The following is a 13,768-nucleotide window of genomic DNA, read 5'->3' as shown; positions in this document are numbered from 1 at the left end:
CAGAGGGTTCAGGGGCGGGCGTGCACCACGGCAAACCAGCCCCGCTCGTCGGTCCATGCCTGCGCATGGGAGAAACCCGCCTGGGCCAGCATGTCGGTGAACACGGCAAGGGGGTATTTGTAGCTGTTTTCGGTGTGGATGCGCTCGCCCATGGCAAACCGGCGCTCGCCACCCGGCCAGCGCACGCAAATTGGTGCGAGCGCCTCCAGATGCATCTCGATGCGCGATGCTTGCTGGTTGAAGAACGCCCGGTGGCCCCACTGGTCTTCCACAAAATCACTGCCGATCAGGCGGTTGAGGTGCGTGAGCACATTGCGATTGAAAGCCGCCGTCACGCCCGCTGCATCGTCGTAGGCGGCCTCCAGCACCGCCACATCCTTGGGCAGATCGATGCCGATCAGCAGGCCACCATCGCCATCCACCAGGGCGCGCATGTGCCGCAACAGCTCAAGTGCCTGGGTCGGGTCAAAGTTGCCGATGGAGGAGCCCGGATAAAACACCAGGCGCCCGGCCCGTGGAATGTCGGAGGGCAGCACGACGCCCTGGGTCATGTCGCCACCCACCGCCCGCGCATCCAGCCCCGGCATGTCAGCACGCAGGCGCAGCACGGCCTCTTGCAAAAAATCGACCGAGATATCCACCCCCACAAAACAGGCGGGCCGCACCCAGGCGCACAACGCGCGGGCCTTCTCGCAGCTGCCGGCGCCCAGTTCGATCACGGTGCGCACGGCGCCCAGATGCCGGGCCATGTCGGCCGCATGCCGCTGCATCAGGGCCGTCTCGGTGCGCGTGGGGTAGTACTCGGGCAGGCGGGTGATGGCTTCGAACAATTGCGAGCCCCGCTGGTCGTAGAAGTATTTGGGTGAGATGCGCGCGGGGCGCTGGCTCAGGCCCTCGGTGATGTCGCTGGGGCGGTTCAGGGGCATGGCGGTGTGCGTCGGGTGTTGGGCATGGGGTGGTGAACGATGCCACAGGCTACCCCCACTGCGTTCACCCCGGGTGACAGCCTGCAACCACGGGGCGCGCAGGATTGCACCGACACGGAATCGCGCTGGCCCACTTTTCATCCCGGAGAGTTCGATACGATCTCAAGCATTTTCAGGCTCTAGACCAATACTATCAAGCGCTAATAGCTATTATTTATATAGCGTTTTTTCAATCAATACCCAGCGCCGGCAGACCGCCGCGTCACGGCCCACCGGTGGAAACCACCAAAAAAAGGCCGGCGCACGCGCCAGCCCTTTTGACCTTGGGGTCTGATGGCAAGGCGCCGCTCACGCAGCGCCGCTGCATCAGAAGCGCCAGCCGAGACCCACGCCCACCAGCACGGGATCGACCTTGAAGGTGCCAGCCTTGACGCCGCCAGAGAACACGTCGGTCTTGATGTAAACCTTCTTGACGTCGAAGTTCAGCGACAGGTTCTTGTTGAGCGGAATGTCCACGCCGACCTGCAGGGCACCACCCCAGCTGTTCTTGTCGATGCTGGGGTTCAGAGCGGCAGCCACGGCGGGGTCAAAGCGCACGCTGGAGAAACGCGTGTAGTTGATACCAGCACCCACATAGGGCTTGAAGCCGGGGGCATCAAAGTGGTATTGCAGCAGCAGCGAGGGTGGCAGGTGCTTGAGGCTGCCGATGTTGGTGCCATTGGAACGCAGGTCGTGCTTTTGCGGCACCGTGAGGATCAGCTCGGCAGCCACGTTCTTGTTGAAAAAATACGTGATGTCAACTTCAGGAATCGTCTTGTTGTTGACGGACAGACCCAGGCCCGTGCTGTCCTTGTTGGCGCTGTCCAGATGGACGGCGCGCACGCGCACCAGCCAGGGGCTTTCGGCTTGCTGCGCAAAGGCAGCGCCAGAGGTCAATGCACACAAAACGGCTACAGCCAGCAGATTTTTTTTCATACAGAACCCAATGCGGTTGAACGGGGACGACCCCCGTACCGCAATTGAGCCTGTTAGCAAAATGGTCAACCTTGCCTCAAGTCAAACTCTTGGTAGTTACCCGAAGACGGAGCACTCGGGCCTTCCGGGTCACTTCAGGGTCCTCAGTGCGCCTTGGCACCCTTGCGCAGCCGGGCCACCACGGTGACCACCGCCACCACCAGGCCACCGGCCACGATGCCGACAACCGCGTTCAGCAGGTTGGGAACCACCACCGCCCACAGACCACCCACCGGCCAAAGGGCAGCCGCTGCACCCACGCCCTCCACGGCATGGTGCAGCGCTGGAACCCCATGCACCAGAATCCCGCCGCCCACCAGAAACATGGCCGCCGTGCCCGCCACCGACAGCGTCTTCATCAGCCAGGGCGCCGCGCGCACAATGCCTGCGCCCACGGCACGGGCCGCTGCGCCCGGCTTCTGGTTGAGCCACAGCCCCAGGTCGTCAAGCTTGACGATGCCCGCCACCAGGCCGTAAACACCCACCGTCATGGCCAGCGCAATGCCCACGAGCACCGTCACCTGCTGCACAAACGGCGCACCTGCCACCGTGCCCAGGGTGATGGCGATGATTTCCGCCGACAGGATGAAATCGGTGCGAACGGCGCCCTTGATCTTGTCTTTTTCGAAAGCCACCAGGTCCACAGCCGGGTTGGCGTTGTCCTTCACATGGCTTTCGTGCTCCGCCTCTTTCTGGTGCGGGCTGTGCAAATACTTGTGGGCCAGCTTCTCAAACCCCTCAAAGCACAAAAATGCGCCACCCACCATGAGCAGCGGCGTCACCGCCCAGGGCGCAAAGGCGCTGATAAGCAGCGCGGCCGGCACCAGAATCGCCTTATTCACCAGCGAACCCTTGGCCACGGCCCAGACCACCGGAATCTCGCGCTCTGCGCGCACGCCCGTGACCTGCTGGGCATTGAGCGCCAGGTCGTCGCCCAGCACGCCCGCGGTCTTTTGCGCTGCCACCTTGGTCATGACCGACACGTCATCGGCCATGGCAACGCTCTTCTTGGCAGCGACCTTGGTCATGAGGGCCACGTCGTCGAGGATGGTTGCAATGTCGTCCAACAATGCGAGAAGGCTGCCAGCGGCCATGTAAATTCCTTGAAGAAGCAGGTGAAAACAGGAAGGGTCGGGAGAAAAGCATGCGTCCTGCGCGCTGCGTGGCGTGCACTATAGCAACGCACCGTGGCAGCCAAGGCGTCACGCCGCCCCTGCCCCTGCAGCGCCACGGAATGCCGTGGACGCAAAGGCCATCGACAAGGGGCGCATACTCGCAGGCTCACCCACCACTTCGGGGTCCCTGACATGGCTTCGCGCCCCCGCCATGCCAGGCTATCTCACCAAACAGGAAAGCGTCCCGATTGCGGGCGTGGACAACCTGCTCATCCGCTCGCTTCTCGATCGCCAGCAGTTTTCTGACCCTCTGGGCGTTGCAGAGCGCCTGGGCATCTCGTCTGCAACCTGGCCATTGTTCGGCCTGCTGTGGCCCTCGGGCGCCCAACTGGCGGCACGGATGGCCCTGCGCCCCTTGCGCAAAGACGAGCGGGTGCTGGAAATTGGCTGCGGCCTGGGGCTGGCCAGCCTGGTGTGCCACCGGCGCGGCGTGGATGTCACGGCCAGTGATTGCCACCCGCTGGCCAACCCGTTTTTGCTGGAGAACCTGCGGCTCAACGCCCTGCCCCCGATGAAATACCGCACCGGACAATGGGGAAGCACGCCTTTGGTCGCACAACGGGAACACCCGCACAACGCCCCCTTACTGGCAAGCGCGGTGCAGGGGCAGTTTGATCTGATCATGGGCAGCGATGTGCTGTATGAGCGCGATGTGCGCGCCACGCTGGCCAGTTTCATCGACCGCCATGCGGGCGCGGGTGCACAGATCTGGATCGTGGACCCCAACCGCGGCAACCGCTCGGCATTCAACAAGCAGATGGCAACCCTCGGCTTCGAAGTGACCGAAGAACGGCTGGACCACCCGGTGCGCGGCGATCTGCCCGCCTACAAGGGGCGCTTGCTGGTGTACCAGCGAAATGGTTGTGATGCCCCCCCTGAGTCGCCTTCGGCGCCTTCCCCCTGAAGGGGGACGACGCCCTCGCTGCGGGGCGGCCCTTGCTCGGCGTCCCTGGTTTGCGCAGCGCCGGTCGCATGGGCTGCGGGTAGTGCACAGCGCAAGGGATCACTGCAATGCAGGGTTGGAGCGCCCCAAAAGCAAAAAGGCCAAGCCACGAGGGCCCAGCCTTTTCGCATGGCGCTGACCGCGCAAGCCGCTCGGTCAGAAAACCATCATCCCACCCACTTGCGGGCGTTGCGCCAGATGCGCATCCAGGGGCTCAGCGCACCGATATCACCACTGGTCCAGCTCATCTGCACGTTGCGGAATACGCGCTCGGGGTGCGGCATCATGGCTGTAAAGCGCCCATCGGCCGTGGTCACGGCAGTCAAACCGCCCGCGCTGCCGTTGGGGTTGAACGGATACTGCTCGGTGGCCGCGCCGTGGTTGTCCACAAAACGCATGGCCGCAATGGCCTGCGCCGCGTTGCCGCGGTATTTGAAATTGGCATAGCCCTCGCCATGCGCCACGGCAATCGGCAGGCGGCTGCCGGCCATGCCTTGCAGGAACAGGCTGGGCGATTCGAGCATCTCCACCAGCGACAGGCGCGCCTCGAAACGCTCGCTCTGGTTGGTGGTGAAGCGCGGCCAGTCTTGCGCGCCGGGGATGATGTCGGCCAGCTCGGCAAACATCTGGCAGCCGTTGCACACGCCCAGGCCAAAGGTGTCGGTGCGACCAAAGAAGCCCTGGAATTGCGCTGCCAGCACGGGGTTGAAGGTAATGCTGCGCGCCCAGCCAATGCCAGCGCCCAGCGTGTCGCCGTAGCTGAAGCCACCACACGCCACTACGCCCTGGAAGTCTTCGAGTTTCACGCGGCCGGTCTGCAGGTCGGTCATGTGCACGTCGAACGCCTCAAAGCCCGCTTCCGTGAAGGCGTAGGCCATTTCCACATGCGAGTTCACGCCCTGCTCGCGCAAGATAGCCACTTTGGGGCGCGAGAGGTTCAGGAACGGCGCCGCCACGTCGTCCGACGCATCGAACGTGAGGTGCACCTGCATGCCGGGGTCGGTGGGCTCGCCCGCTGTGGCGTGCTCGGCATCGGCGTTGGCGGGGTTGTCACGCTGCTGGCAGATCTTCCAGCTCACGGCATCCCACACCTGGTGCAAGTCGGCCAGCGGCGCGCTGAACACGGCCTTGGCATCGCGCCAGACCTGCAGCTCGCCCTTGCCCGCATTGATGCTGGACGATGCCGGGCGCGTCTTGCCAATGAAATGGCTGAACTTCGACAGGCCATGCTCGCGCAGCGTCTGCATCACCTCGTTGCGTTCTGCCGTGCGCACCTGCAGCACCACGCCCAGTTCTTCATTGAACAGGGCCTTGAGCGTGAGCTCTTCGCGGCGCGCGCTCACCTGCTGCGCCCAGTTCTTGGCGTCGCCGGTTTCCATGCGGCTGTCGCTGATGCCGTCGCCCTCGGTCACGAGCATGTCCACGTTCAGGGCCACGCCCACATGGCCGGCAAAGGCCATTTCGGCCACGGCGGCCAGCAGGCCACCATCGCTGCGGTCGTGGTAGGCCAGGATCTGGCCCTTGGCGCGCAGCGCGTTGACGGCGTTGACGAGGTTCACCAGGTCCTGCGGGTCGTCCACATCGGGCACCACATCGCCGCTTTGGTCGAGCGTCTGGCCCAGAATGCTGCCGCCCATGCGGCTTTGGCCCTTGCCCAGGTCCACCAGCACCAGCGTGGTGTCGTCTTCGGTGGCGTTGAGCTGGGGGGTGAGCGTGCCACGCACATCGGCCAGCGAGGCAAAGGCGCTCACGATCAGGCTCACGGGAGAGGTGACCTTTTTCTTGTCGCCGCCATCCTGCCATTGCGTGCGCATCGACAGGCTGTCCTTGCCCACGGGAATCGAGATGCCCAGCGCCGGGCACAGCTCCATGCCCACGGCCTTCACGGTGGCGTACAGGTCGGCATCCTCGCCGGGCTCGCCGCAAGCGGCCATCCAGTTGGCGGACAGCTTGACCCGCGGCAGCTCGATGGGTGCAGCCAGCAGATTGGTGATGGCCTCGGCCACCGCCATGCGGCCCGATGCCGGGGCGTTGATGGCCGCCAGCGGCGTGCGTTCGCCCATGCTCATGGCCTCGCCCGCAAAACCCTTGTAATCGGCCAGCGTCACGGCGCAATCGGCCACGGGCACCTGCCACGGGCCCACCATCTGGTCGCGGTGGCTCATGCCGCCCACGGTGCGGTCGCCAATGGTGATGAGAAAGCGCTTCGATGCCACCGTGGGGTGGGCCAGCACGTCGATCACGGCCTTTTGCAGCGGAACGCCGGTCAAGTCCATCGGTGCGAATTCACGCGTCACCGTCTTCACATCGCGGTGCATCTTGGGCGGCTTGCCCAGCAGCACGTTCATGGGCATGTCCACCGGCAACTTCTGGTCGTCGGCCGTGGCTGCGGGGTCGTGCAGCACCAGCTGGCGCTCTTCGGTGGCCGTGCCGATCACGGCAAACGGGCAGCGCTCACGCTCGCAGAAGGCCTTGAACAGCGGCAGCGATTCGGGCGCAATGGCCAGCACATAGCGCTCCTGGCTCTCGTTGCTCCAGATTTCCTTGGGCGCCATGCCCGACTCTTCGAGCTGCACGGCGCGCAGATCAAAGCGCGCGCCACGGCCTGCGTCGTTGGTCAGCTCGGGGAAGGCGTTGCTCAAACCGCCCGCACCCACGTCGTGAATGGCCAGGATGGGATTGGCCGCGCCCTGCGCCCAGCAATGGTTGATAACCTCTTGCGCACGGCGCTCGATCTCGGGGTTGCCACGCTGCACCGAGTCAAAGTCGAGCTCGGCCGCGTTGGTGCCCGTGGCCATGGAGCTGGCCGCACTGCCGCCCATACCAATGCGCATGCCCGGGCCGCCCAGCTGGATCAGCAGCGAGCCTGCGGGGAATTCGATTTTTTGGGTGAGCTGCGCGTCAATCACGCCCAGGCCGCCCGCGATCATGATGGGCTTGTGGTAGCCACGGTCCACGCCGGCCACGGTCTGCTCGTACTCGCGGAAGTAGCCCAGCAGGTTGGGCCGGCCGAACTCGTTGTTGAATGCAGCCCCGCCCAGCGGGCCTTCCACCATGATCTGCAAGGGGCTGGCGATGTGCTCGGGCTTGCCCAGCGTGCTGCCCCAAAGCCTGGACACCGTGAACCCGGTCATGCCCGCCTTGGGCTTGGAGCCGCGCCCGGTGGCGCCTTCGTCACGGATCTCGCCGCCCGCGCCGGTAGATGCGCCGGGAAACGGTGAGATCGCCGTGGGGTGGTTGTGTGTTTCCACCTTCATCAGCACATGGTGGGTTGCACTACTCTTTTCATAGCTGCTTGCGCTTGATGCATAAGCGCCAGAGGCCATTTTGGCTACAAATCGCTCGACCTGGTGGCCTTCCATGACCGACGCGTTGTCCGAATATGCCACCACGGTGTGCTGCGGCGCCAGCTGGTGCGTGTGGCGGATCATGCCGAACAGGCTCTTGTCTTGCGCAACACCGTCGATGGTGAACTGGGCATTGAAGATCTTGTGGCGGCAGTGCTCGCTGTTGGCCTGGGCAAACATCATCAACTCCACATCGGTGGGGTTGCGCGCCAGGCCCGTGAAGGCGGCCACGAGGTAGTCGATTTCATCGTCGGCCAGCGCCAGGCCAAAGCGGGTATTGGCGGCCTCCAGGGCCTTCCTGCCTTGTTCAGGGCCACCGGTCAGCACATCGACATGCTCCATGGGCGCGGGCTGCAGCTCGGTGAACAGCGCGGCAGCGGCAGCGCGGTCGGCCACCACCGATTCGGTCATGCGGTCGTGCAGCAAGGCCGCTACCTGACCCAGCTGCTCGGCGGTCAGCTCGGGCGCCTTGCCCAGCAGACCGGCCTTGAGGCTGATGCGGTATTCGGTGGTGCGCTCGACCCGGCGAATGGCCAGACCGCAGTTGCGCGCAATGTCGGTGGCCTTGGAAGCCCAGGGCGACAGCGTGCCCAGACGCGGCGTGACGATGAGGACGGTGCCGTCGCCAGGGCCCGCATACGGGTCGCCGTAGGTCAGCAAGGCGGCCAGGCGCTCAAGCTCGGGCGGCGTGGGCGCGGCGTCGGTGGCCACCAGGTGCACAAAGCGTGCCGCAATGCCACTGATCCTGGGGTGAATGGCCTCAAGGGCGGGCTGCAGTTGCTGGGCGCGAAAGGTGCTGAGGGCGTTGCCGCCCGCCAGCGTGGTCATGTGCAAGGTCACGGTAGCGGCCTGTTCGGGATGAGAGAGAGGGTAAGGCGCGCCGGGCCTCCTGCGTCACCGGGGTGGGCAGCCCCACGGGGGCGGCCGCTCCCCGGTCCAATGACACAAGGGGTGCTGCAAGCGCAGCCCGCCATTTTACCGGGCATCACGCACCGCCATGCCCTTGCCCGGCAAGGCTTGAGGGGCGATGGGATAATTGCGGCATGAGTATCACCATCAAAACCGCAGAGGACATCGCCGGCATGCGCCTCGCCTGCCGACTCGCTTCTGAAGTGCTGGACTACATCGCACCGCACATCAAGCCCGGCATCACCACGCTCGAAATCGACCGCCTGGGCGCCGAATGCATGGCCGCCCAAGGCACCATTTCTGCCACCGTAGGCTACCAGCCACCGGGCTATCCGCCTTATCCGGGCTCGCTGTGCACCTCGGTCAACCATGTGGTGTGCCACGGCATCCCCAACGACAAGCCGCTCAAGAAGGGCGACATCGTCAACGTGGACGTCACCGTCATCACCAAGGATGGCTGGTATGGCGACAACAGCCGCATGTACCTGATTGGCGAGTGCTCGATTGCCGCCAAGCGCCTGTCCGCCATTACTTATGACGCCATGTGGCTGGGTATCCAGCAGGTGCGCCCCGGCGCGCACCTGGGCGACATCGGACACGCCATCCAGAAATTCACCGAAGGGCACGGCTTTTCGGTGGTGCGCGAGTTCTGCGGCCACGGCATTGGCAAGGTATTCCACGAAGAACCCCAGGTGCTGCACTATGGCCGCCCCGGCACGCTCGAAGAGCTCAAGCCCGGCATGGTGTTCACCATCGAGCCCATGATCAACGCCGGGCGGCGCGAGATCAAGGAGTTTGGCAACGACGGCTGGACCATCGTCACCAAGGACCGCAGCCTGTCGGCACAGTGGGAGCACACGGTGCTGGTTACCGAAACAGGTTATGAGGTGATGACGCTTTCGGCCGGCTCGCCCCCGCTGCCGTCGTTTGTGACCGCCACCACCACCTGAATCCATGTTCACGATCTGAGGCGCAGCGCCTGCAAGCACGACTCTTGCTTGCGCAGGTCATGGCCCACCGCTTTCTTCATCGCCCTTGCCCATGACCGAAATTCACGCCCTGCGGAACGCCTACCGCCACGACAAGGCGGCCCTGCTGGCCACCATGCAGGCCACCGGCGCTTCCACCCGTGGCATCCGCTTGATGCTGCGCAAGCTCTCCACCCTGACCGGCGGATTGCTGCAAGCCCTGTGGCAGCGCGCCCAGCTCCCAGCCGATCTGGCCCTGGTGGCCGTGGGCGGCTTTGGGCGCGACCAGCTGTTTCCTTATTCCGACGTCGATGTGCTGCTGCTGCTGCCTGAAGGTTGCACGATCGACTCAGGGTGCGAGTTGCGCGCCCAGCTGGAGAGCTTTATTGGCAGCTGCTGGGATGCGGGCCTGGAAATCGGCTCCAGTGTGCGCACCGTGGCGGAGTGCCTGGCCGAATCGGCCCAGGATGTGACGGTGCAGACCTCGCTGCTGGAGGCCCGCCTGATTTGCGGCAATGGGGCACTGTTTGCACAGTTCCAGCAGCAATACAGCGCGCAACTGAACCCGCAGGCATTTCTGGTGGCCAAAACCCTCGAAATGCGCCAGCGGCACACCAAATACGAAAACACGCCCTACGCACTCGAACCCAACTGCAAGGAATCGCCCGGAGGCCTGCGCGACCTGCAGATGATTCTGTGGGTGGCACGCGCCGCCGGCCTGGGCCGCACCTGGAAAGAACTGGCCGCCAGCGGCATGGCCACGGCGTTTGAAGTGCGCCAGATCGAGCGCAACGAGGCCCTGCTGTGCCTGGTGCGCTCCCGCCTGCATGCCATTGCCGGGCGCCACGAGGACCGGCTGGTGTTTGACTTGCAGACCGCGGTGGCCGAATCGTTTGGCTACCGGTCACAAGCGCCCGATGGCACGCGCTTAGCCTTGCGCGCCAGCGAAGCCCTGATGCGCCGCTATTACTGGGCAGCCAAGGCCGTGTCGCAACTCAGCCAGATCCTGCTGCTCAACATCGAAGAGCGCCTGAACCCCTCGACCCACGCGCCGCGCCCCATCAACGCGCGCTTTTTCGAGAAAGCCGGGCTCATCGAGGTGGCCAGCGATGACCTGTACGAGCGCGATCCACACGCGATTCTGGAAACCTTCTTGCTGCACCAGACGACTTCCGGGCTCAAGGATCTTTCAGCCCGCACTCTGCGTGCGCTCTACAACGCGCGCGGCGTGATGGATGGCGCCTTCCGGCGCGACCCGGTCAACCGCGCGGCCTTCATGCGCATCCTGCAGCAACCCTCGGGCATCACGCATGCCATGCGGCTGATGAACCAGACCTCGGTGCTGGGGCGCTATCTGTGGGCGTTTCGCGGCATCGTGGGGCAGATGCAGCACGACCTGTTCCATGTATACACGGTGGACCAGCACATCCTGATGGTGTTGCGCAACATGCGCCGCTTCTTCATGGCCGAGCACACGCACGAGTACCCGTTTTGCTCGCAGCTTGCCGCTGGCTGGGACAAACCATGGATTCTTTATGTGGCGGCCCTTTTCCACGACATCGGCAAGGGCCGCGGCGGCGACCATTCGCAGATCGGCGCCATGGAAGTGCGGCGCTTTTGCCGACAGCATGGCGTGGACCGCGAAGACGCCCGGCTCATCGAGTTCCTGGTACGCGAGCACCTCACCATGAGCACGGTGGCGCAAAAGCAGGACCTGAGTGATCCGGACGTGATTGCCGCCTTTGCCCAACGTGTCGGCAATGAGCGCAACCTCACGGCCATGTACCTGCTCACGGTGGCAGACATCCGTGGCACCAGCCCCAAGGTCTGGAACGCTTGGAAAGGCAAGCTGCTGGAAGACCTGTACCGCGCCACCCTGCGCACGCTGGGTGGCCGGGCCCCCGACGCAGCCGCCGAGATCGAGGCCCGCAAGCGCGAGGCGCTGGTGTTGCTGGCACTCAACGCCCTGCCCTTCGAGGCGCACAAGGCGCTGTGGGCAACGCTGGATGTGAGCTACTTCATGCGCCACGAGGCGGCCGACATTGCATGGCACACCCGCCACCTCTCTCGCCATGTCGGTGCACCCCAGCCCGTGGTGCGCGCGCGCCAGTCGCTCGCGGGCGAGGGATTGCAGGTGATGGTTTACGCGCCCGATCAGGCAGACCTGTTTGCCCGCATCTGCAGCTACTTTGACCGTGCCGGCTTCAGCATTCTGGATGCGCGCGTGCACACGGCCAACAACGGCCATGCGCTCGACACCTTCCAGGTGGTGGCCTCTGCCCAGCCAGGCCATTACCGCGAACTCACGCACATGGTCGAAAGCGACCTGATGCGCGCCATCGAAACCGGTGGCCCGCTGCCCGAGCCGGCCGTGCGGCGCGTGTCACGCCGCGTCAAGAGCTTTCCGGTGGCACCAAGGGTGACCTTGCGCCCCGACGAAAAAGCCCAGCGCTGGCTGCTGGGCATCTCGGCCAGCGACCGCGCCGGTTTGCTTTATCTGGTGGCGCGCGTGCTGGCACGCCACCAGCTCAGCGTGCAACTGGCCAAGGTGAGTACGCTGGGGGAACGTGTCGAAGACACCTTTCTGATCCAGGGACCCGAGCTGCAAAGCAACGCGCGGCAGATCGAGATCGAGACCGAGTTGCTGCAGGCGCTCTCGGCCTGAGCGAGTCTGAATGTGTGCCTGGGTGTCCGCCCGCCGACGCAGTGTTGGCGGGTGGGCCCAGGCATCTCCAGGCGATCACGCCGGGTGGCTGTCGCTGGCGTCGTAAGCGGTCAGCACACGGTGCGCCACCATGTCCAGCGCGGGCCGGGTGTTGCCCTGCTTGTCTGTCCAGACCCGTGGCGTAAGCCCACCGGCCAGGGCAATGGGTTCGCCCTCTCCCAGCGCCTGCAGGGCCGAGCACACAGCGGGCTCAAAACCGATCACATTCACGATCAGCGTTTCGCCATCGCCACTGGCGGCCAGCACTTTGGCCACGGCAAAGGGCTTGCCTGCCTTGTCGATGCGCTGTTCCGCCGGCCCAAAAAGCTTTCCGGCAACAAGTCCACTGATCATGAAATTTCCAATTGGGGGAATAAGAACGGTGCCAGGCAGGTTGACCCTGAACGCGTGTAAAAAAGCCCAAAGCCAATTGGCCAGGGACTTTGGGTAGTTTGCCATCCACTTGCCAACCATGGCAGGCGCGGCGGGGCTCCAACTGCGCGCACACACCCAAGGCAATGCGTTGAAACAGGATTTTTGAAGTGGTCGCAGGCTTGCGGCAACGATTCCGGAAAATCAGCCCGAAACCCGCCCCAACGCGGATTCTGTCACAGATCTTCGCTCTCTTTTGCCCCCATCCAAGCCCACTTTTGTCGGGTCGGAGGGGCGCAGCGTCCAACTGGCGAGCCGGCAAAGAGCCACGCCCGCTTCCCAAACGCCTGCCCGGTAGCCATTGCTCATCGGGTCTGGCCACAGCCACACTGAAAACGGCCACCAATCCTGGATTCAATCGCCGGGAGCAAATCGCCTGGCATTCCACAGTAATACACTCAAGATTATTTAATATTTCATTAATATATGAATATTAAAATTATAAGTTTTGCATAAAATTAAATACGAAAATATTAACTTGTTTGCTTGACATTCATCAAAACAATATATATCCGCGGAAGAAATAATAATCGAAACAGAATATCAGGTAATACTTATGTCCACACCCACACCCTCCCCTCGTCCCCAAGCCTTGAACACGCCGCAACTTGGCAAGCGCACGTTCCTGCAGGAGCTTGTGGGCATGGCCACGGCTTTTGGTTTGGCAGGTGCCGGCCACGCTGCCAGCCCTTCCGCCACCACCCAGCCCCCGCGCCGCCCTGGCATGGAGGGCAAACGCTTCGGCATGCTGGTGGACATGCGCAAGTGCATCGGCTGTCAGGCCTGCACGGTGAGCTGCTCGGTGGAAAACCTGCCACCTATCGGCCAGTTCCGCACCACGGTGCTGCAGTACGAGATCGACAAGCCCGGCGGCGCGGCACCCGCCATGGTCAGCCTGCCACGTCTGTGCAACCACTGCGACGAGCCGCCCTGCGTGCCCGTGTGTCCGGTGCAGGCCACCTTTCAGCGCACCGACGGCATCGTGCTGGTGGACAACGAGCGCTGCGTGGGCTGCGGCTATTGCGTGCAGGCCTGCCCCTACGACGCGCGCTTCATCAACCACGAGACGCAGACGGCCGACAAGTGCACCTTTTGCGAGCACCGGCTGGAAGTCGGACTGCTGCCGGCCTGCGTGGAAAGCTGCGTGGGCGGCGCGCGGGTGATCGGCGACCTGAACGACCAGGACAGCGAGATCAACCGCCGCATGGCCGAGCACAAGGATGAGATCAAGGTGCTCAAGCCCGGCATGAACACGGCGCCGCGCGTGTACTACATCGGCCTGCCCGACGAGTTCGTCAACGGCGTGGACGGTCAGGCCAGCGTGCGCCTGGTGTCCGAGCACTAACGAAG

9 protein-coding genes are annotated in these 13,768 nt (G+C 64.1%); 4 read left to right on the top strand and 5 right to left on the bottom strand.

The features are described from left to right. Positions 1-8: 8 nt before the first annotated feature. From egtD to DTW89_RS02880, 3 genes are all read right to left on the bottom strand, one after another. Positions 9-926: an L-histidine N(alpha)-methyltransferase gene (egtD, locus tag DTW89_RS02890; protein WP_114654840.1), complete on the bottom strand. Its 918-nt coding sequence runs from the start codon at positions 924-926 to the stop codon at positions 9-11. Between the two features lie 366 nt (positions 927-1,292). Further along, on the bottom strand, positions 1,293-1,901 hold the full coding sequence (locus tag DTW89_RS02885; RefSeq protein WP_114654839.1) for an OmpW/AlkL family protein: 609 nt from the start codon (positions 1,899-1,901) through the stop codon (positions 1,293-1,295). 143 nt (positions 1,902-2,044) lie between these two features. Beyond that, the gene (locus DTW89_RS02880) at positions 2,045-3,034 is read right to left on the bottom strand and encodes a DUF808 domain-containing protein (protein ID WP_114654838.1); all 990 of its coding nucleotides are present in this window, start codon (positions 3,032-3,034) and stop codon (positions 2,045-2,047) included. Between the two features lie 232 nt (positions 3,035-3,266). Between DTW89_RS02880 and DTW89_RS02875 the strand changes: the two genes are divergently transcribed. After that, positions 3,267-4,019 (top strand): class I SAM-dependent methyltransferase, encoded by a 753-nt coding sequence (locus DTW89_RS02875; protein WP_114654837.1) that lies wholly within the window; start codon positions 3,267-3,269, stop codon positions 4,017-4,019. 206 nt (positions 4,020-4,225) lie between these two features. Here the strand turns inward: DTW89_RS02875 and purL are convergent, their stop codons facing one another. Next, complete coding sequence (gene purL, locus DTW89_RS02870) at positions 4,226-8,245, bottom strand: phosphoribosylformylglycinamidine synthase (protein WP_114654836.1); 4,020 nt, start codon at positions 8,243-8,245, stop codon at positions 4,226-4,228. 203 nt (positions 8,246-8,448) lie between these two features. Between purL and map the strand changes: the two genes are divergently transcribed. Both map and DTW89_RS02860 read left to right on the top strand, forming a co-directional pair. Then, on the top strand, positions 8,449-9,264 hold the full coding sequence (map, locus tag DTW89_RS02865) for a type I methionyl aminopeptidase (RefSeq protein ID WP_024814892.1): 816 nt from the start codon (positions 8,449-8,451) through the stop codon (positions 9,262-9,264). A 91-nt stretch (positions 9,265-9,355) separates the two neighbouring features. Next, positions 9,356-11,947 carry a [protein-PII] uridylyltransferase gene (locus DTW89_RS02860; protein WP_114654835.1) on the top strand — a complete coding sequence of 864 codons (2,592 nt, stop codon included), beginning with the start codon at positions 9,356-9,358 and terminating at the stop codon, positions 11,945-11,947. Between the two features lie 75 nt (positions 11,948-12,022). Here DTW89_RS02860 and DTW89_RS02855 read toward each other — a convergent pair whose 3' ends face one another. Then, entirely contained in the window at positions 12,023-12,340 is a 318-nt protein-coding gene (locus DTW89_RS02855) for a single-stranded DNA-binding protein (protein WP_024814890.1), read from the bottom strand. A gap of 634 nt (positions 12,341-12,974) precedes the next feature. Between DTW89_RS02855 and dsrO the strand changes: the two genes are divergently transcribed. After that, positions 12,975-13,763 (top strand): sulfate reduction electron transfer complex DsrMKJOP subunit DsrO, encoded by a 789-nt coding sequence (gene dsrO / locus DTW89_RS02850; protein ID WP_024814889.1) that lies wholly within the window; start codon positions 12,975-12,977, stop codon positions 13,761-13,763. Positions 13,764-13,768: the final 5 nt, after the last annotated feature.

The sequence above is a fragment of the Acidovorax sp. BoFeN1 genome (assembly GCF_003345135.1).
Classification (GTDB): domain Bacteria; phylum Pseudomonadota; class Gammaproteobacteria; order Burkholderiales; family Burkholderiaceae_C; genus Acidovorax; species Acidovorax defluvii.
Note: the sequence above shows the minus strand (reverse complement) of the source record. Positions and strands in the feature narration are given on the sequence as shown.